Origin of the sequence: Radiobacillus sp. PE A8.2, from assembly GCF_045635475.1 — a bacterium.
Classification (GTDB): Bacteria; Bacillota; Bacilli; order Bacillales; family Amphibacillaceae; genus JBJGXI01.
Genome location: NZ_JBJGXI010000036.1, coordinates 27,243 through 47,801 on the forward strand (window position 1 = coordinate 27,243; position 20,559 = coordinate 47,801).

The following is a 20,559-nucleotide window of genomic DNA, read 5'->3' on the forward strand; positions in this document are numbered from 1 at the left end:
TACCGAAAATCAAATAGGTTACTTTTTAGCATGCAGTTTGTGTGGCAAAAGTACTGGCTGACCGCCTTCATATAACCCGATTTTACTTCCCTCCAAATAAGAAAGCATCTCTTCATCTGACATATGTGGATCTATTTGTAGCTTCTTGGCAATCAACCCACTTACGGTTGCTGCTGCCATACTCGTCCCTGATTTATATATTTCTTTATTATTCAGACCGGTCGATCTTACATTAACACCAGGGGCCAACAAGTTAGTATCGTTACTAATATTGGCATAAGCGTACAGTTTACTTGTATTGGCATTAATTGCACTCACAGATATAACTTCCTTGTATTTGGCAGGATAGACAATCTTGTCCTCAAGCGCGTCATTTCCTGTTGCAGCAACGAAAATGACTCCCTTCATTTGTCCAATCTTAATAAACATATAGGTAAGTGGATTTGGTGTTTCACTATAACTCATATTGATTACATCTGCACCATTAATAATCGCATAAGGAATTGCTATACACGACAGACCATAGGCAGTATTATTTTCATCTAAAATACGAACAGGTAAGATTTTCGAATCAGGAGCTTCGTTAATAATTAAACCCGTAATATGTGTGCCATGTCCATGAACATCAATAGGATCTTCGTCAAACTCAACAAAATCAAAGCCATTTAGCACATTTCCACTTAATTTTGCATGGGTATAATCAACACCAGAATCGAGGACAGCAACAATCACTTCATCATCATGATGCTCACTAGAAATAAGTGCACCTGTGAGATAGCTAAGTGGAAAAAGAATAACAGAAGTTAATAAAACAAGGAATTTTCGATACATGCGAAAAGCACCTACCTTTCCTTATTTTATGAAATTGCGGAGCAGGAATTTCTTTATTATGACAAATGTAAAGTTTAGGTTTAATTTTTAGTGAATAATATCAATGAAATGAATAGTACATAAAAGAGTCCTTTTTGAACACGCACTTTTAGGACTCTTTTTGTATCAATCAATTCTAAAATTACCAACAATCACCCTATTATTTTCCAAGTACTCTTCTGTTAGAAATGTAAAAACTGTTTCATGTCCCGCATAATCGGTAATGTAAAGCGTGTTTTCTTTTTGTAGCGATCCGATATATTCATAATAGTTATCAACTTTACGCTCGCGACATCCCGATGAGCATGCGATTTCTTTTCCATTAAGCATTACAGACTTAGTAGTCAAATCATCTACTCTAAAACTGAAAGCGTACTCATTGTTATGTGTATAAATATTCATAGCTCTAATATTGGGCTTTTTTGTATCAATAATCAGCATTTTCTCTATCGTCCTCATTTCGCTTTCGCCCTTAACTTGCATAACAAGAGAATGTACACCGTCTTCTAAATTGAGATCGATTAAATCTACTTGGGTTGAGATTTCCTTAATTAAGATCTGATTATTATACACAGATATTTCTTTATAGTTGAGCGCATCAATGTTAATAAATATATTTCTTTTATTTGCAATCCGGTGAAGATTTTCCATTTTAAAATATAAATCATTATCTTCAAGTGACTGTATTTTTTCTGGAATGACAACTGTGTAGTCCTTATCTGATAACCGATCCTTATTTTCATTTAAGTAGGCTAACATATCATCTTTAGACATATGTGGTTGTGTTTGTAATTTCTTAGCGATTAACCCACTAACAATTGCTGTTGACATACTCGTACCTGATTTATAGATTTCATTGTTATTAAGACCGGTAGATTTTAGATGTACACCAGGAGCCAATACGTTTGTATCATTACTAATGTTGGCGTTGCTATAGAGCTCGGCTGTTCTTTCATCGATTGCACTAACCGATATGACTTGTTTGTACTTTGCTGGATATACGATCTCTTCGTTACTTGCATCATTTCCTGTCGCTCCAACAAAGATGACACCTTTTTTATGGCCGATGTAAATAAACAGCCGTGTTAAAGGGTTGGGTGTTTCGCTATAGCTCATATTAATAACATCCGCACCATTAATAATCGCATAAGGAACGGCTAAAAACGATAGACCGTAAGCCACCCCATCAGTATTTAACATCCGAACAGGTAAAATCTTAGCAGCGGGTGCCTCTTTTTCTACTAATCCAGCAATATGAGTACCGTGACCATGATCATCCATCGGATCGCGGTCGAACCCAATGAAATCGAATCCAGTTAACATATTATCTCTTAACTTAACGTGAGTGTAATCCACTCCTGTATCCAAAACCGCAACAATTACTTGGTCATCAACATGTTCACTAGATATGAGCAATCCTACAAAATAACTAATTAAAAAAATCACAATGCTAGTAACAAAGATAAGGATTTTACGAAACATTGCTCGCACCTACCTTCTGTTACTAGTGTATGCCGTAACTAGCCGAAGTTGAGTTGTCCGTTTGTAGTGTAAACATAATGTAATGGAATGCTGTAGAAAAGTCCTATATGAGATGAAACAAAATGAAAAGAATAGAAGAACCTGCATTTGTTCCACATCAACAACACAGCAGTAACCATTGGTTTTAACGTGTGTATGAATCCTTGAATAAAAATGACTACCTGAAATTTGAACGATAGATTGATCGAAACCTACAAAAATACGGAAACAACATAAATACTAGTATTGGTGTGATAACGGGCAGGATCATAATAGCCAAGGATAAATCGGATGTATACCCCATGAAAATCATTATGACAATTGGGCGTGTCAACAAAAGAATAAATAACTTTTTCGAATAATCAATAAAGGATTTTGAGTAACCAAATGCCCATCTTAAACATACGGATATACTACAATCACTGATTAAGGGGCGACTATAGTAATGGACAATCATACGGTGAAGAATAGCGGGGCGAGCATGATCGCCATCTTTGATAAAGAGCGCCTGTATTTTAATAAATGGGAGATGTATAAACTGCTATCCCAACATGATCTTCCTTTTACGATGCCTTATACAGAATATCTGACAGAACAAGCTTTGGATCAATTTTTATATGGAGACGTACCATTTTTCATTAAGCCCGTAGATACATGGGCGGGTAAGCATATTACGTTCATAAAGCGTGTTTTAAACGGCTATGCGGCGCAACACCCTGATGGTTCTGGCGGGGTTCTTCCTAATAACCAGGCACTGAAGCAGAGCTTATATGAGAAATACCAAAACACTCAGGCCATCATCCAACAACAGGCACCGATCATTTCGTATGATACACGTGCTTTTGATATTCGCGTTCATCTGCAACGGGATGAGCATGGGCACTGGTTGTATGCTGGAGATTTAATCCGAATTGGCGGTAAACAATCGATTGTTTCCAACCTATTTATGCACGGTGGAGGGGTTGTGACAACAGAAAGTGTCTTGCAAGATTTGTTTCATAACACACACGTTACGATGATCAAAGATAATTTAGCTAATGCGGCGTTAGGGGTTGCCCAGATTCTAGACCGTTACTACCCATTCATCGATATTGGAGTAGATTTTGGAATTGATGAACACGGGAACTTATGGCTATTAGAAGTAAATACAAACGATAAAAAAGGCAGACCAGGCTACGATTTGTTTAAAAAGTTACCGGACAAAAGCGTGTTCAAAAAAATGAAAGCAAAAGATAAACAACGCCTGAAAGTGTGGCAGATGCAGCAAATGCACGGGGGACACTTTCGCTAGAGCCTTGGGTGGCGGGGTTTGGTGCAATTACGGTGTGGCGTGGTGCAATCACGGGTGGGTTTGGTGCAATTCTCATGAGTTGTGGTGCAATTACGTCGCTGTCTGGTGCAATTCCCGTGCAGTATGGTGCAATCCCTCGTAGTCCTGCACCCCACGCTACCATATGTATAAAAAAACCCTTTCTTGCTCGAAAGGGTTTAGTTTACTTTATAGGTGATCTGTTCTTCTAGCATTTTTTCTAATTCGTTAGCTTTAATAGGCTTGGAAAATAAATATCCTTGACCATATTTACAATTATATGCCAATAATGTTTTTAGCTGATGGTCATGTTCGACTCCCTCAGCAACAACTTCAAGCGATAAATTCCTACCTAAGTTAATAATCGTTTCAATCATTGACTGGGTTCTAGCATCTGTAATATCATCGATAAATATTTTATCAATCTTGATTGTATCAATTGGCAAAGCCTTTAAAATATGCAGAGAAGAGTATCCCTTGCCAAAATCATCAATGGCAGTTTTCACTCCGATTTCCCGTAATTGTTCTAGTGCTTTTGTCGAATGCTCGGTATTTTGCATGATCGATTCGGTTAGCTCTAATTCTATATTTTTAGGGTGTATATTCGTTTCCTTTATAATTTCCTTAACCCATTTAACAAATTCGCAACTTTCTAACTGACGAGCAGACACATTGACCGATATGGTAAGATCACTATGGTAACGATCATTCCAAGCCTTATTTTGTTTACAAGCTTTGAAAAGTACCCAGTCACCAATTTTATTAATTTGCCCACTTTCCTCCGCAATTGCAATAAATTCATCTGGGGGGATTACACCAAGTTCTGGATGCTGCCAACGTAATAATGCTTCCGTACCAACTACCTTTCCAGTCTCAATCTCTACTTTCGGTTGATAATAAATCTTAAATTGGTTTTTCTCAATCGCATGGCGCAGATCATGTTCAATTGTCATTTTTCTAGAAATAACTTCGTCCATTTCTCCGCTAAATAGCTTAGCATTGTTTTTTCCAGTTTGCTTTGCCTCATACATTGCTACATCTGCACGTTTGAGTAACTGTCCACTGCTAGATCCGTGTTCTGGATACAAACTTATACCAATACTTGGCGTCATAATAATATTGTGTTTTTTAAAGACAAATGGTTTCTGAAATGCTTTCAATATTCCTTTTGCTAAATCCAACGTACCATTGGTTCCTACGCCAGGCATAATGATGATAAATTCATCTCCACTCATCCGATAAACTTTCCCACTTTGTTTAACCGTATGGCGCAATCGACGTGATACTTCTTTTAATACTTGATCGCCGACATCATGACCAAGGCTGTCATTTACATGTTTAAAACGGTCTAGATCAAGAAGTAATATGGACCCACTTTCCACCTGTTTCATTGTCTTGTCTAAATCAAGCTGGAATCTAGTTCTATTTTTCAACCCTGTTAAAGGGTCATGATATGCTAAATACCTGTATTCTTTAAATATGTTTTTATTATATTTCATAACATAAATCTGTCTAACTATCATTAGTATCGTACTTACAGACAAACCTGCGCTAAGTGCATTGAATTTCCACTCATAGCTATTTATCACAAACAATAATAGTATGATTACACTGATGAAAGAAACTATATGCTCTTTTCCATCAATATAATTTTTTATCTCCCATTTCGGAATTACACTTTTTGTTTGCGCGTGTCCCCCTCCAAGACCAATCAAAAGAATAGCATACAACCATAGTAATTCAGCTAAATTGCCTGGATGACTGCCATGCGTGAGTAGATGATAAACATAGTACCAATCACCTAAGATCAGAAACGTAAAACCAATAACAACAAAAAAGATTAGCTTTTTAGCTTCGCTATATTTAGATAAGTAGTATAGACTTGCTGTCACATATATAATACATAAGCTTATAACTGGATACACAACCGCTACAATTAAATCCGTCGCAGATCCAACCATCAAATCTATAAACGGTTGAATTAAAAAATGGATGCTAATTGCAACAGCAAAAATCATGTTAATAGCAAGATTGAATAGATGAGTATTATTAGACCTGCGAATATTAATTAACTTAATCTTGTAAATGAGTGCAACAAGAAAAACAAGATTGGAGATTAGCCAAATTCCTGTTGCAATGCTCGTATATTGTAACGTACCTTCAGTTATCCATGACAAAAGTCTAACAATATTCGCGATTGTATAAGTACACACACCAATACCTAATAATAACCAGTAATACCGGTGTTCATGAAGCAGAATTCGATATGCTTTAAATAACCACAACGAACTAAGCAGTCCCGCTGCCGTGAACAATAGCAAAACTCCCAAGGCCTTAATCGATTCACTCTCCTTAAAAATAGACACCCAACCCAAATATACGAGTCCAACAATGATCAAGAAAAGTGTTGCTGAACGTTTCGTTGATAGCATAGTTATCCCTCACAGCTTCATATTATTCTTCATTGAGAAAGCTCCGGTTCTTCTATTAAAAGATATCGTTTACAAGTTATTAAATAGTTAACAAAAAGGTTATTCCCTATGGAAATAACCTTTAAGCCGTCATTCCTTTGGCTGCCCAGCCACCATAGGTTTCCCTTTAGGTCTGAAGCTTTGCGTCCTCACCTTTCAATGAGTTTGCCTTTTCAATGAATATCTCAATTAATTTTCTAGTCCTATTTTATCACTTTCCTAGTAAAATAGCATTCTTTTTTGGAGGAAATATCTACTTTTTTTACTTTATTTGGTAGTTTAACAAGACTATTTTACTTAAGTTCCTCGCATTCACCAGCCCTAACGGCTTAAATCAATCCACTTTGTCACATTTAATATGATTTAATACCTCTCAAAGTTTAGGAGTTGTTGAAAGACATTCTCGCCAAATCTGTAAAAAAACAAAAAGTTCTGCAAAAATGACCCATTTGCAGAACTTCAATCAATTATTTAACCGCTTTGCTTACCTTCAATTTCTTCCCTTTAACCGTTGTATTTTCCATTGCTTGCATGACGAGTGATCCTTTTCCATTAAGGATGTCCACGTAGGAAAAACTATCCTGAATCGTGATGATGCCGATGTCTTCGGCTGATACCCCAGGAATGTTTGTGATCGTCCCGACAAAGTCCACTGCACGAATTTTTTTCTTTTTCCCGCCACTGAAATGTAGCTTCATTATATCTTTATTAATGCGTGCTGTTTTATTATTTTTAACGATGCGGCGGCCCGCCATTTTTTCTTCAAAAGCAGCTTTTCCTTTAGCGACCTCCGCAGGACTCGGTGCTTCTGTTTCCGTAAGCTCAAAACCAACGTATCTTTCGGCTGCTTTTAAATATTTATTATCATAGGAGTTAACCAAGGTAATTGCTTTCCCTTGCTTACCTGCTCGTCCTGTTCTTCCTGTTCGGTGCACATAGCTTTCTTTTTCCATCGGTACGTCATAATTAATGACGAGCGATACATTGTCAATATCAATTCCTCGGGCAGCTACGTCGGTTGCAATCAAATACCTGAAGTTTCCCGCTTTAAAACCATCCATGACAGCGAATCGGTCAACTTGCTCCAAGCCCCCATGAAGTCTTTCACATGCATAACCAGATCCTTCGAGTTCCGCAAACACGGTATCGACGTTTTCTTTCGTATTACAAAAAATAATGCAACTATCCGGATTTTCTACGACTGTTATGTCTTTAAGTATGGAAAGCTTTTGTTCCTGTTTTACTTCCATCACTTTGTGCTCGACTGTGTCCGTTGTGATTCCTGTCGCAGCAATTTCGATATTGACCGGATCTTTCATGTATTTATAGCAAAGCGTTTCTACGTCTTTTGGTAATGTTGCTGAAAATACCATCGTCACGCGGTCTGATGGGAGCTGTTTGATAATTGCCTCTACCTTGTCAATAAAACCCATATTAAGCATCTCATCTGCTTCATCAATAATAAGGTATTTGACTTGCTCCAAATCGAGTGTTTCTCTCTCAATATGGTCCATGACTCGACCAGGTGTTCCTACAACGACATGTGTTTTTTGTTTCAATTCTTCTTGCTGCTTAGAAAATGGTTCTTTCCCGTAAACCGCCATCGCTTTGATTCGTTTAAACCTGCCGATGTTTGTTACGTCTTCTCGTACTTGTACCGCTAATTCTCGAGTTGGCGTTAAAATAAGTGCTTGTGGCTTCTTTTCTTCCCACTCGATATTCTCGCAAAGTGGAATCCCAAAAGCAGCCGTCTTCCCACTTCCTGTTTGCGAACGAACAACAAGATCTTGCTTGTCCAGTGCTTTCGGAATAACTTCCCTTTGTACCTCGGTAGGTGTCTCATATTTCAGTATCGATAGTGCTCTAGTTATATCGTCACTAATTTTATAGTCATTAAATCTTGCTTCAGTCATGTTTAGCCCTCACTTTTTATGTCATCCGTCTTTTGTATAGGTTTCACTCTGACGGATTAGGTTATGCAACTACTTTTCCGATCGCAATCCAGCAATCATTTTATCAACTAACGCTTCTTGATAGCCCGCTTTTTTAGTACGCTTGATCGCCTCAACAACAGGGCGGAGACAGTCTACATTTATGCTAGCTAACTTGTTTAATCTTTCTTGTGACAATGTAACATCTGCTTTTGTTGTATGGTAGGCAGCAACATCCATGTGCCATAGCTTCACGTGATCAGGATAACGTTGAAGTAGCCTTGCTGCCATACCGAGGCCTTCCGGGTCCAAATCTCCTGCATAATACAAATAGCAATTTTCTTTAACCAACATATCCATCAGCATAAGCGCAGCCAGTTTAAATTGCCCATGTGTACATACTAGTGGTGCATGTGGCACTTCATCTAAAATACTTGAATAAACACCTGAGTTCTCAACAATCCAGACTTTTTGCTTATGATTTGATGGATAAATACGATCAAGTTTCACCAGTTCCCTGAGCGGGACGTTCATGACACTTTGTTTTTTTGCGGCCGCTACCCACAGCGGATCTGCTTCATTAGCCGATTCTGCCAACAGATTCGCACACGTTACAAAATTGGTGATGTCGTCACGCAAAATCCAATAATGTAAAAGCAACTCATTCATACCTTCACTATCTGCTGGCACTATCAATTTTTCATCAAACCCACGATCAACAGCTAGCACATGAATCCATAGTTTCCCTAAATTCGTATTCCGGTCAAAAGCATGTGGATTGCGCGTAATCCGTTGACTAAACATCGGCAACCGTTCTAAACGGTCAGGCAACTGCGATATCGCTTTATGTAATTGTTCTGTCATTTGAATAAATGTTTGATCAGAATCCTCGACCAAACGATAAATCCAATATGAATCTGCCGTTTTCGCTAGCAGGTGGCTAAACCAAAATGACAAAGCGGGAAAATCTCGCTGTAGCTGTTCAAGCAGCGCAACCTGCTGCTGTTCCTTTAGCTGTTTTGCTTGTTTATTAGAAATGAGAGTCTCCCCAAAATGAGCCTCTAATAGCTCCTTCAATCCAATTCCTTCAAATTTAGTTCGCTGTAATTGTTGCTGAAACTGTTCCAACGCCACCTTACCGTTTTGCTTCAATTCTGATTGTGTAATCCCAAAAAAACTGGCGATGGTAGCGAGCTCCTGCTCATGAAAACCTGTGATGTTTACGGTGCCGCCAATTCGACCTAATGATTGATATTTTTTCTTAAAAAGTAAAAAGAGACGACGATGACCCGCATCGCCGCTAAAATAATCTAACGCTTGATTGATCATAGAGATATTCATCTCCCTTATATTACATGTTCAACAACCTTATTACACATAGGTTTCGTCTTCGATATCCTGTTCCTCACTCTCAGGAAGCTGTAAATCCAATTGTTTTCCGTCCCAATAATAACGAATAACACTCACAAAATCAGCATTTTTGGGACGAACCAATTCACAGACAGATAGTTGCGAAATTGTATCATAATCGCCCCAAAGTACTTGTGAATTCATAATATAATCAAAGCCTAAGTGCTCAACGATTTCAAACATTTCTCGGATATTATTTTCATCTACACCGGCAAAAGCCTCGTCTAACGAAATAATGTAAGGGGCCTGTTCATCCGCCTCTAAATAACGTGAGTAACAAGCAGTGAACAATGGGATATACATGGCCATCGCTTTTTCCCCACCACTAAATTTATAAAATTGGTTGTTCGTTAACTCTCGTTTCGACTCACCCTCGCGTTGGAAGTATAACACGAACGAGAACCACTTACGATAATCAAGTACTTCTTTTAATACTTGCAGAAGTGTCTGGATCTCGGTATTATTTCCCATCAGCTCTTTTGCTTTCGCAATTTTCGAGCGAAAGTGAACGGTAATTCTTTCTAAATCTTCTTCCTTTAACAGACGTGCATCTTGCTTTAATAGCTGCACAAGGTCAACCGTATCCAACTCCGCCTCAGAATCGGCGGTACGTGGTTTCCAACGAATTGAGAACGACAATCCAGATGAAGTATCACGTGTTGACATAAGCGTATCCATTTTTTTCGCCCACTGCTCGGCACGACGAATCCGAGCACGCAATTTTTGACCAACAGATTTGAATAAGATTTCTTCATACAAGGCTTGGTCCTGATCATCAAGCAAGCTTTCTTGGCGCGCTTGCTCATCTGCGATTTGCTGTTGCACTGTATAAGGACTAACTTGTTTACCTTGATAATCTAGTTCAATCACACGGCGGCTAGCTTTTTGCTTCCACTGTTCTATATGTGGCTGCTGCTCTTCGTCTGTAATGCTATTCATCCATTCCGGCAAACTGGCAACCGCATCATACGTACTCATCCGGTACTCCATTAAGTCACTTTGTTGCTTATAATATTCACTTGTCAGCTGACCCGCAAGTTTACTAGCATCTTTTTCTTTTAGCAATAAACCGTGTGCACTGACTATATTTCCTGCAACCACGACAAACTCTTTGTCGTCAACATCCGCGTTCACATAACCTCGATTTAGTTCTTGTTCAAAGGTTTGTGCCCATGCTTGCTTCATATTTTTCCAAAACTCCACTTGTTTTTGTTTTGACTGGATATCACCGAGCAAGTGCTGTTTATCCGACTCTTTTCTTGGCAATGTTGTTTTTTTGGCGTCTAAGCTAGCATGGATCTCTTGCAAGGCTTGTTGTACGTTAGCGATTTGCTGCCTGATATCAGTTACACCTTCTGCTTCAAGCTGTGTTTCAATTTGGGCAATATTTTGCTGCAATCGCTCTGTTTGATCTTCTGCAATATTAATTTCACCTTTTAGCTCGTCCATCAAATCAACGAGATCCTGTAATTGTGTTGCAATATCGGTTTGGCGTTCGATGATATGCACATATTTAATATGCTCTTTCTCAACCCTCGACAAATCCTTGTCATAACGCTTGATAACTGTAATTGCTTCCTCGTATGCAGCACGATTTACTTCGATGTTAAACAGACGTGTCTGTTTGTCAATCACACTTTTCACACGAGAATAATCGTCATGTATTGTCTTTAGCTGTTCTGACAATACTTGCATCCGCTCTTTGTGATGCTTCATTTTTAAGCGCGATTCTGAAATTTGCTTAAAGTTCTCCTGCAAATCTTGATCATCTGGGAATTGTCCAAGCTTTGTCCGTGCCTCGGCAATCGACGCTTCCACTGCTTCGATTTGCACGGTAATGTCGCGTTTTTGCTCTTGTAAATCGAACAATTCTTCCTGAATACGGTCAATTTGCGCTTGTCTAAATCGCTTCCGTGCCGTTCGTCCGATATAACGAACATCATCAACTGGAACGGCATGCCCCTTTAACAAACCAAGCTGATAGTGGCCGTCTTCCGAAACTGAAAATGTAGAAGGTTCCGCTTCTGCAATCACAATACTTCTAAGCACATCATCAACAGAGCTAGCAGCGATCGGATGATCACTATCCAAGTCTGGTCTAAGGAAATCAGCAAGCGTGTATCCCATAATATTCGGTTCGGCTACGAGCACACGATCATGCTCTATTTCCACTTTTTCACCTGTAATCAACGCATCCAACATACCGCTATCAATCATCGCTGCCTCAATCCTTTTACGAACATCCGACTCAACATGGTCATGAAATTCAATTGCCGCATAAAATGGCACATGCGAGACATTAGCTGCTCGTAATTTTGCTCTAGCTTCCTTCGTTAACGGATCGGTAGCTGGTTCAGGATCTTTTTTATCCTTCCATTCTTGCAATTCGGTTTGCTTGTCTGTTAGCTGCTCGCCCAGTTGATTTTTTGCAAACGTCAACTCTGATAGCTTTTGTCTTTGCTGTTGTTCATACTGAAAGACTGCCTCTCGGAATGGCGCTCGGACTAACTCATATGGCGTAGGTTCATATAAAGAATGAATCGCACGTGAAGCTTCTTGAAACGCCGCTTCCCCCGGTGTTAACCAATCCGATTGCTGTACCCAATTATACATGTCATTTAACTTTTGCTGCTTATCTTCTTCAAATAACTGTACCCATGCTTGTTCTTGATGTGCTGCGTCATCGAATTGCTTTTGTTCCCCTGCTAACTCTTTGTCTTTTTCCTGGTATTTCTGTTTTAAATCTTCAAACGTTCGAAAATCGGAAGCAATTTGCTCCAACGTACTCGTATGCTGTTGTGTTTCCTTGATCCACAAGGAAAAATTGAACGCTTCATGCTGATGCCGATCAAAATCCTGCTTGTTCATCGTATGATTCGTAAACGAAGCTTCTTCTGCATCGTTATCCAAATCGATGCATGTATCCTTAATCGTTTGTAGTCGTGCTTCCATATCGGCTTCTAACGCAATTTTCGTTTGCATTAAATTGTTTTCCCTCTGGCGACGTTCCTCTAGTTGCTTTTGCTTGCGATTAAGGTCGCGACTTTGCTCATTCCAGGATTGCTTGGCTTCATTTAGTTCTTTTTGCAAATTCCAGACTTTGTGCTGTTGTAGGCGCTCTTTTTGTTTTTCATTCGTTTCCTGTTGCTGTTTTAATTCCAGAATCGCCTGGTTTAACGTAGCAATATCAGTTTCTAATTGGCCTTTTTCTTGTAAGAGTTGCTCGTGAGCTTTTTCTTCCTTGTTCACACGCTTTGTCGCATTAATTAGTTCATTCGCTTGATCAGCGATTATTCGACTGTTGTACGTCGTATACACCTGGTTCAGACTAGTAATTGCTTGTACTTCACGCTCAAGTTGCTCAATTTGCTGTTTCGTCTGATCCATCTGCTCAATCGTATCTGACAAATGGCGAAGATCGTCGTCAGTGAGCGGAGGTAATGCCGCCTCCAGTATTTCGTAAATAACCGTCGGACGAAAATCCTTCGATAGCTTCGGACTTCTTAACTGAATTAACAGCTTAATTAAATCTTCATAAGCTTCGATTGTTTCAAAGCCGAAAATATATTTGTTTACTAGCTTCATATAATCTGTCTGCGTTTGAACAACTTGTCCGCCTTCACCAAGTCTGTTTTCTAATTCTATCCGAGAGCACGGTATTTTCTGTTTTTCGCCTGCATGTTGCTCATACTTATATAACTCAAGATCGTACCCTATCCGGCGATTATCTGTAATCACAAAGCCCCAAAACTTCATTTGTTTGTTTCGTTTTGCCTGTAATCCTATACCGATCGTTGTATACTGCTCAGTGTCTTGACGTTTAAACTCAAGAAACAAATAACCTGTCCGTTCGTCTCTATTAACAATTTCCTTTTCCCCGAGTAGGTAATCCTCCATTCGCCTAGCTCTGGAGCCAAATGGGTCTAATCGGTCTGGGGACTTTTTACCGTCTAACAATACAGGTAAAAAGCTTTGCATCGTTACTGATTTTCCTGAACCATTACTTCCTCGCAATAATAGTTTCCCATCAGAAAAGTCAAACACTTCTTCATCGTAATACCAGAAGTTCAATAACCCCGCGCGATTCATTTTCCATTTATTCATTACCTTTCACCTCCATCTCAAAATCAGCTGGATAATGCCCAACGACACGTCCTATTGCTGGTTTGATAAAAAGCAACCCTGTATCAGCTTCTGCTACGATCATTTCCCATTCCTTGAACAAGGCGAGCAGCTCTTCTGCCACAGCTGTATAACTCATATCGCGGTATTGCTTACTCCACCCATGTCCATACAAGCCTTTAATTGCCTCCACCATCTGCGTAAATTCCGTTGTTGTTAATTTGATCTCACCTAACGCACTTATTTCATATTCTCCTAGACGCTCCCGCAAATAAGCTGCAAAATGGAGCGCAATGCTCATCACCGCTTTTTGATCTGGAAACAGCGTATACCGTTGCTTTCGTTCTGGTAACACAAGAAATGCGGCATTTTTAAACACTTCTAATTGGAACGGTGTATTCTCCTCCAAATCATCACGTAGCCTGTTGCGGTAGTTACGAATGTAAGCAAAATCTTGGTCGTTCTCTCCTTCACGGTAAACAACTGGTGAGAACATCAGCTTCCGGTACACCCGTTTTCTGCGCTCATCTGTTTGCTGCCGTTGCCACTCTGTATCTAAAATCTCTCGTGTTGATTGGAAATGAAATAAATCCTCTGGATACGACCGCATAAAATAACGCGCATACACCGTTACTTCATATAATACCTCCTGATCTTCGTTATTCGCGAACATATCGATATCTCCATCAACCGCTTTAATAATCTTCAACTCAACCATTTTTTTCAGCGCCCGTACGAGTGACTTACGATGTTGATAATTCGTCCAATCGAGTGGAAACTCTCCTGGGTACATATCTTGAATATCTTCCGTAATATCAGATAGCAAAAATTGCTCATCAACCGAACGTCGCTCCGTAAACGCCAATCCACAACAAAAGATCGCATAGTCCTTTGATGAAACAAATTGCTGAATACCCATCCAAGCCTTAGGGTCGACTGGAATTTTTTCTAGTTTAATAAAGTGCTGGTGCACGATTAAATCAAAACCGAATCGCTCACTAACATAGCGCTTTAACTTTTTCTCCCGCTCGCGGATGAGTTGATAAGTGGTGGGATCATCTGCACGCAGTACCCAAAACTGCTCAAATAAAATTCCTAGTGCGTCTTGTGTACGCTCATCAAACGTTGCTTGCTCCGCCATTATGCTTTCACCTCTTCTTCATCAACAAACTGAAACGTTGCCTTTGGCATCTCTAATACTCCATCATCTGCATGAAGACGAATTCGTTCATTTTCTAAAACAACATGAACATTTTTGCCAATCTCTGTTTTAATTGTTCTATCCTTCTTCGCCATCGCTTTTCCCAACCAGGAAAGCAGCAGCTTCCTTACGTGCGGTTCTACTATTGGTAAATCTTCCACTTTAATTTCGTTTCCTTGTATATATTGCTCGATCATTTTTTTCTCGCGTTGCTTTTGCTCGAGATGAATTTTCTGCATCTCTTCTTTTTTCACGCGATTGCTTGTGACCGCACCGGCTTTCGTTTTCTCCCGGTAATTACGAACAATCGGTTTTGTCTCATGAACCATCGGCGCCTCGTCCCACACGTCAACATATATGTCATCTGTCGGAATGTGATCAATGAAAAAGTGTCGGGTATGAAACACGCCAAAAGCAACTGAAGATAACTCGTGTGCACGGTCGATGTCTTCGATTGTGCCAAACCATCTGGCAAGGTGGAGATAGTCCTTCTTTCGGCTACGAAAATGCTGATGTCGCTCACCAAGTCGTTGCACTACTCGTGTAATTCGCCGAATCGTTTCATTCGTCCGCTGCTGCAACATCTCATACTCACTCTCACCATGCTCATTACCGAGAAACCATGCCTTAAGGCTCGACCACTTTTCTTTATACTCCTCATATGGATCTTCCTGTTTATCATCATCAAAACGAAAGGTCTGCTCCTGATGCTGTTGCACTTGCTTAAAAAATCCTCGAAGCTCTTTCATTGCTAAACCTAACAACAAATCCTGAATTTGTAACGCCGTTCCTTGGAGAGCAATGATGAAATCTCGCAAATAGGTCGTAAACTGGTCTTTATAAACGAGAAATGCCTCTGTTTGCATGCGATCCTCGACTTCTTCACTATTAATATAGGCCATGTAATCTGACGTATTTTGAATAATTTGACGCAAGTAAGACATAACATCTTCCCACAACTGGGCACATTCTTCATCTGTTTCTTGCTTGTGTACTAAAGCAATTTGCTCGATCTTACCTAACGCCTGGTACAAACGCTCAAATTGCGTCCGCTCTAATGACCCACCAAATGTTTCACCCATGCTTTCAAGCTGGACGAGCATCCGTTCAAATTCAACCGTATACGGCGTACACTGATAGCGAAATCGCTTCTTTTTAAATTCCTCAATTGTTCTCGATTTACCAGATTCCTGCCTGGCAATCAAATTGCCCCATCTTACGAGCGCATCCAAATCTTGATGAAGTGACTCCTCGCTATAATCATGAAACTCATCTGATTTTCTAAGATATTCATAGATTTCTTCCGGGAATAAAAACTCTCGCATCCGTTCGTGCTGTATATAAAAGTAACGCAAAATAGCTCGGTAGCTCCAAGCTTTTTCTGCAGTTAAATATGTAGCTTCTTTCACACGCTTATACATGTATCCACCTACCTACAAAGTTCGTTATTAAACAACGTATTTTCTTTCATTTTATCATATTAAAGAAATTCTTTATCTTGGAAATTGATGGGGAGATGATTGTGCAAAGAATGTGGATTGTTGAATGTGGTAGAGAGGGTACATATAAGGCGTCTTTGGGGACTGTGAAAAATAGTTCACTAATCAATTCGATATCCTTATTATAACAATAAAAGAGGAGTTCTTCTAATAATTTCAAATTATTAACACCATGACTGGAAACCTATAGGGATTATGTGTTTTACTAGCTTGTATCTCATCTAAATAGGCGAGGCGCTGGCGCAGTTTTACAATAATGTTCTTTAGGAAATAATCCATATTAAAAACTACTATTAGGATTTCCAGCTATATGAAAGCACCGACTTACTAGATACACCACCAGCACCTGCCATTTTTACTGCGATTCATTTTCAATCCTGCAGCCATGCAGCAATTTCTTTTTGTGCACTCTCATCAAAAATCGGTCCAAAATGAGATAAGCCATCCATGATTTCAATTTTTGTATTAGGATGCTCTGCAAACACTTGTTGATATTGATCGACTAAAAAAGATCCGTCTTCACTTCCGGCCACGACAAATATTTCTCCATTCATCGAGGAAATGTCTTTCTGATAATCACTGCGTGGGTGCATCGACGTTTGTAGTCGATAACTGTATGCTAACGTTTCTGTTTGGTCTCGGTATTCGCTTGGCATATTAAAGGAAATCACATCCAAATCATTCACATGTGTAATCCCAATTTGATTTAACATGCTTAGTCCGATCATGCGTGGCGTGTTCACATTAGCCCACTCGTTTTTATCACTGCTGTTCGTCGGGGCGGTATGATGTATATATGGTGCGATTAGCAGATAGCGTTCGACTGCCTCATGACTAGCGTCTCCACCCGCCGTGCGAATAACCGTGCCGCCACCACTTGAATGACCGCCAAGTATAATCGGTTGTTCGGGATGACGTTGATCGACGAAATCAATTAGATCGTAAATATCATCATCAATCTGCCCAATGTATGCAATATCCCCTCGAGTTTCCGGGGCAGGACCGTGTCCTCGCAAGTTTGGTGTATACACCTTGGCAACACCTTCTTCTGATAAGTAAGTAGCTAATTCCTGCAAATATTCACTATGGTAACCCGACCCGTGAATGAAAATAAGCACTTGCTCTGCCGTTGATTCATAATAACGATAAGATAATTCGGAACCATCTCTCGTTTGATACGTCTGTAATTCTGGCAACTGTTGTTGATTTGTTTGTAATTCGTTAAATTTGAGACTCTCAAGGTCGCCCGATGGAGCTTTTACTGTGCTAAAAATCGTTAACCCATATGCCATACCTAGGTAGATGATGGCTGAACTAGTCAGTGTAATGAAACTAATTTTGATTGTTTTTTTCACGACTATTCCCTCCAGTCTAATGATCTTAATCTAGTTAACTTTCATCGTAACATGGCAGGTTGGTTTGTTAACATTAGCTATCCAATTTTTTAACGACTAAAAAACCTTAACCCTAAGATTCTAGGATTAAGGTCTTGATATTGTCGTTTTACTCTGTAGCCATTTCCATAATTTCATGGGTGTAGGCTGCTTCATTTGTTTGCCTGCTAATCCTCTGAGAATAAAATTCTTATTTCTGCCTTTTAAACTAACACTAAACCACTCTTCTGATAAATTAAGGCAATTTCAATCAATGGCAACCCTTGTTACTAGTGTGGCAAAAAACTTGCTAACCAGTCAATACCAATATCTGTAGCGCCATTTGCAACTTGTTGTTCTGGAACAATATCAGGTCCACCTAGTAAACATTTCGACATCTAACCCTTCTTCTAGTGCAACAAATATCTAGCAAATTGTGCTTGTGGAACCCTTTTTAGTTGGATCTTTACAGGTGTTAGTTCATCGCTATCTCCTGAAGCATTTTTCCACAAGTCGCCAAAACATGCATGATCAGCACTGAAACAGCAAACCGCGATGTTATCTCCCTTTACTTTTCATTGTATTTCTCCCTTATTTACTGAATTTTTTTATATGTGATCAGCTGAACCAGATATAGCTTTGGATCGGGTGAACATTGTTATTGCTTACGTTCGGTGAGATGGTATCCTTATCTGACATGTAAAAATGCTCCTTTTACATGTCAATACAAATTAATTTCCGAATTTTTAGAAAATTATTTACAGAATCATATGAAGCTGAACCCTTCCTAATTAACTCAGTTAATTCTATCATTATCTTCGGATCGTTTGTTATGAAGAAGTGTGGATGGGACTGACTAAAAATGACTATTATGAGTTTAACTTCACTATAGATATAATTAAACAAAATTATATTCCACATTCATTTACACAACACGTAAAACATATTTGTTAGTGTTTCTAACAAAGTTAAGTTACAAGTGTGAAATGATTAGCATCTTCCCTATCTGGGATGAAATAAGAAGGTTATAATGAATAAAAAGGGGGATGAAAGAGATGGTGCAAGAAACGCATAGTAAAATCGATCCATGGGCTGCTAGTCATCGTCCATGGTCATTACCAAAACTACCTTGGGTGATGAAGCAAACATGGAACGATCTTTTATTTGCGCATTATCCGGTTGAATACAGCGTGCTCCGTAAGCTAGTCCCTGATCGTTTACCCTTAGACGATTATAATGGCACATACTGGGTAGGTCTTGTTCCCTTTCACATGTCGGGCATTCGTTTACGTGGTCTGCCCGCAATCCCTGGCACGGACAAATTCCCTGAGTTAAATGTACGCACATATGTTACACTAAACGGCAAGCCTGGCGTGTACTTTTTCAGCCTCGATGCTGCTCACTGGTTGGCAGTCCAACTAGCGAAAAAGTTGTACCACTTGCCATATGTTTACGCGGATATGAGTGCGAAGATTGACGGTTCTGAGATTGACTATAGTAGTACACGACAAAGTGACAATACCGTTCAATTGAAATGCAGCTATCGCCCTATTTCTGAAGCTTTTTACGCGGAGCAAGGTACTTTTGACGCTTGGATGTCCGAGCGCTATTGCTTATATACGTTAGATAAAAAAGGGCAGCCGCTTCGTTGTGATATCCTGCACCAGCCTTGGCAACTGCAAAAAGCAGAAGCAGAGTTTAGCCAGAATACTTTGTTGGCTAAGCAAGGGATTCAAGTGGAAAACGAGCAGCCTGTTTTGCATTTTTCTAAAAAGATAGATGTACGAATTTGGCCGCTGATAGACGCGAAATAGATGAAGTGATGTTTACATTGATGGGCAACTACCATATACTTACATTAATAATGGAGGTGATTCGGTTTGGCAATTGTAACAGTAGATTTTGACGGCACACTTTATCAAGGTAACTCTTTTAAAGTGATGTTCGAAGTAGGCAAGAAGACCTTTACTGCAAAGCAATGGGGTATTTTGTCCGTAGGGTTAATGAAAGCAATAGCAGTCAGTCCAAAAGGAAAAACGTCGTTTAAACACCAATTTTTCAAAGCGTTTGCTAAGACATTTAAAGGTAAAACAAATGCAGAAATGGAGCTGTTTTTCCAGCAACTTGTTGACATTGGAATACTGGATGTTAACAAACAGCTAGTTGAGCAAATCGTTGAACATCAGCGCAACGGTGATACGGTAATCGTATTGTCTGGTGCACTTCACCCATTCTTAATGGCCTTCACTAAAGAATTACAATTGGAAGTTCATGTGATTAGCACCGAATTACTTTTTGATTCGAACGGGCTCTGCACTGGTGAAATCGGACAAATTATTAATGGTGATGAAAAAGTAAAAAAAGTACAAGCATGGGTCGAATCGGAACAAGCTTCATCGGATGACATTTGGGCTTATGCAGACAGCGAGAGCGACATCCCATTATTGAATTACGTTCACCACCCTGTCGTCGTAAATCCAGACGATGATATGAAAGTGATTGCCGATCAGAACAAATGGCCGATTTTCGCATAATAATAAATGCCAGGTGTCATCCATGAACTGGATGTCACCTGGCATTTATTATTTAGGAGCGTCCAGTGCTTGGTATGCAGCTTGATATTTTCCGCCTGCAGCTACTTCACTATGATATAAAGCTTTCAGCGCAAAGCTTTGTTCCAATTCATGTTCTTTCATAACTTCTTTTAATCGCTTTTGCAACGGTGGATTATTTTCAACCAATTGTTTCATTTGTGATTTAAAATACTTCATGTAAATCTCCCCTTTATATCAAAAATTGCCCGGGCAATATTTATCGAAAAACAGCGACTGAAGTTGAAATCCGTCCCTTCG

The 20,559-nt window shown here is 39.5% G+C and carries 13 protein-coding genes and 1 riboswitch; of the genes, 3 read left to right on the top strand and 10 right to left on the bottom strand.

The window, feature by feature from the left end; all coding sequences use genetic code 11:
* Window positions 1–18: 18 nt before the first annotated feature.
* Together ACI6MV_RS17425 and ACI6MV_RS17430 are read right to left on the bottom strand one after the other, a co-directional pair.
* Window positions 19–831: a S8 family peptidase gene (locus tag ACI6MV_RS17425; protein ID WP_407271606.1), complete on the bottom strand. Its 813-nt coding sequence runs from the start codon at window positions 829–831 to the stop codon at window positions 19–21.
* A 165-nt stretch (window positions 832–996) separates the two neighbouring features.
* On the bottom strand, window positions 997–2,352 hold the full coding sequence (locus ACI6MV_RS17430; protein ID WP_407271607.1) for a S8 family peptidase: 1,356 nt from the start codon (window positions 2,350–2,352) through the stop codon (window positions 997–999).
* Window positions 2,353–2,836: 484 nt separating this feature from the next.
* Between ACI6MV_RS17430 and ACI6MV_RS17435 the strand changes: the two genes are divergently transcribed.
* A complete protein-coding gene (locus ACI6MV_RS17435; RefSeq protein ID WP_407271608.1) occupies window positions 2,837–3,682 on the top strand; it encodes a YheC/YheD family protein in 846 nt (281 codons plus the stop codon).
* A gap of 197 nt (window positions 3,683–3,879) precedes the next feature.
* Here the strand turns inward: ACI6MV_RS17435 and ACI6MV_RS17440 are convergent, their stop codons facing one another.
* The 7 genes from ACI6MV_RS17440 to ACI6MV_RS17470 form a co-directional block, all read right to left on the bottom strand.
* Entirely contained in the window at window positions 3,880–6,132 is a 2,253-nt protein-coding gene (locus ACI6MV_RS17440) for an EAL domain-containing protein (protein WP_407271609.1), read from the bottom strand.
* Between the two features lie 136 nt (window positions 6,133–6,268).
* A riboswitch (cyclic di-GMP riboswitch) is annotated at window positions 6,269–6,351 on the bottom strand.
* A 287-nt stretch (window positions 6,352–6,638) separates the two neighbouring features.
* Entirely contained in the window at window positions 6,639–8,084 is a 1,446-nt protein-coding gene (locus ACI6MV_RS17445) for a DEAD/DEAH box helicase (protein ID WP_407271610.1), read from the bottom strand.
* Between the two features lie 69 nt (window positions 8,085–8,153).
* Window positions 8,154–9,431: a TIGR02679 family protein gene (locus ACI6MV_RS17450; protein WP_407271611.1), complete on the bottom strand. Its 1,278-nt coding sequence runs from the start codon at window positions 9,429–9,431 to the stop codon at window positions 8,154–8,156.
* A gap of 42 nt (window positions 9,432–9,473) precedes the next feature.
* Window positions 9,474–13,616: a TIGR02680 family protein gene (locus tag ACI6MV_RS17455; RefSeq protein WP_407271612.1), complete on the bottom strand. Its 4,143-nt coding sequence runs from the start codon at window positions 13,614–13,616 to the stop codon at window positions 9,474–9,476.
* Window positions 13,609–14,775 (bottom strand): TIGR02678 family protein, encoded by a 1,167-nt coding sequence (locus tag ACI6MV_RS17460; RefSeq protein WP_407271613.1) that lies wholly within the window; start codon window positions 14,773–14,775, stop codon window positions 13,609–13,611. The genes ACI6MV_RS17455 and ACI6MV_RS17460 overlap by 8 nt, the downstream gene beginning before the upstream one ends.
* Window positions 14,775–16,256, bottom strand: a complete 1,482-nt coding sequence (locus tag ACI6MV_RS17465; protein WP_407271614.1) for a TIGR02677 family protein — start codon at window positions 16,254–16,256, stop codon at window positions 14,775–14,777. The genes ACI6MV_RS17460 and ACI6MV_RS17465 overlap by 1 nt, the downstream gene beginning before the upstream one ends.
* A gap of 449 nt (window positions 16,257–16,705) precedes the next feature.
* Window positions 16,706–17,689, bottom strand: a complete 984-nt coding sequence (locus ACI6MV_RS17470; RefSeq protein ID WP_407271615.1) for an alpha/beta hydrolase — start codon at window positions 17,687–17,689, stop codon at window positions 16,706–16,708.
* A gap of 1,073 nt (window positions 17,690–18,762) precedes the next feature.
* On the opposite strand from ACI6MV_RS17470, the gene ACI6MV_RS17475 reads away from it, so the two are divergent.
* Together ACI6MV_RS17475 and ACI6MV_RS17480 are read left to right on the top strand one after the other, a co-directional pair.
* A complete protein-coding gene (locus tag ACI6MV_RS17475; RefSeq protein WP_407271616.1) occupies window positions 18,763–19,521 on the top strand; it encodes a YqjF family protein in 759 nt (252 codons plus the stop codon).
* A 66-nt stretch (window positions 19,522–19,587) separates the two neighbouring features.
* The gene (locus ACI6MV_RS17480) at window positions 19,588–20,241 is read left to right on the top strand and encodes an HAD family hydrolase (RefSeq protein WP_407271617.1); all 654 of its coding nucleotides are present in this window, start codon (window positions 19,588–19,590) and stop codon (window positions 20,239–20,241) included.
* A 48-nt stretch (window positions 20,242–20,289) separates the two neighbouring features.
* Here ACI6MV_RS17480 and ACI6MV_RS17485 read toward each other — a convergent pair whose 3' ends face one another.
* The gene (locus tag ACI6MV_RS17485; RefSeq protein ID WP_407271618.1) at window positions 20,290–20,478 is read right to left on the bottom strand and encodes a hypothetical protein; all 189 of its coding nucleotides are present in this window, start codon (window positions 20,476–20,478) and stop codon (window positions 20,290–20,292) included.
* Window positions 20,479–20,559 lie beyond the last annotated feature (81 nt).

Bases quoted from the DNA above. Each gene is read 5' to 3' on its own strand.
- ACI6MV_RS17425 (WP_407271606.1), bottom strand. From the start codon at position 831: ATGTATCGAAAATTCCTTGTTTTATTAACTTCTGTTATTCTTTTTCCA.
- ACI6MV_RS17430 (WP_407271607.1), bottom strand. From the start codon at position 2,352: ATGTTTCGTAAAATCCTTATCTTTGTTACTAGCATTGTGATTTTTTTA.
- ACI6MV_RS17435 (WP_407271608.1), top strand. From the start codon at position 2,837: ATGGACAATCATACGGTGAAGAATAGCGGGGCGAGCATGATCGCCATC.
- ACI6MV_RS17440 (WP_407271609.1), bottom strand. From the start codon at position 6,132: ATGCTATCAACGAAACGTTCAGCAACACTTTTCTTGATCATTGTTGGA.
- ACI6MV_RS17445 (WP_407271610.1), bottom strand. From the start codon at position 8,084: ATGACTGAAGCAAGATTTAATGACTATAAAATTAGTGACGATATAACT.
- ACI6MV_RS17450 (WP_407271611.1), bottom strand. From the start codon at position 9,431: ATGATCAATCAAGCGTTAGATTATTTTAGCGGCGATGCGGGTCATCGT.
- ACI6MV_RS17455 (WP_407271612.1), bottom strand. From the start codon at position 13,616: ATGAATAAATGGAAAATGAATCGCGCGGGGTTATTGAACTTCTGGTAT.
- ACI6MV_RS17460 (WP_407271613.1), bottom strand. From the start codon at position 14,775: ATGGCGGAGCAAGCAACGTTTGATGAGCGTACACAAGACGCACTAGGA.
- ACI6MV_RS17465 (WP_407271614.1), bottom strand. From the start codon at position 16,256: ATGTATAAGCGTGTGAAAGAAGCTACATATTTAACTGCAGAAAAAGCT.
- ACI6MV_RS17475 (WP_407271616.1), top strand. From the start codon at position 18,763: ATGGTGCAAGAAACGCATAGTAAAATCGATCCATGGGCTGCTAGTCAT.
- ACI6MV_RS17485 (WP_407271618.1), bottom strand. From the start codon at position 20,478: ATGAAGTATTTTAAATCACAAATGAAACAATTGGTTGAAAATAATCCA.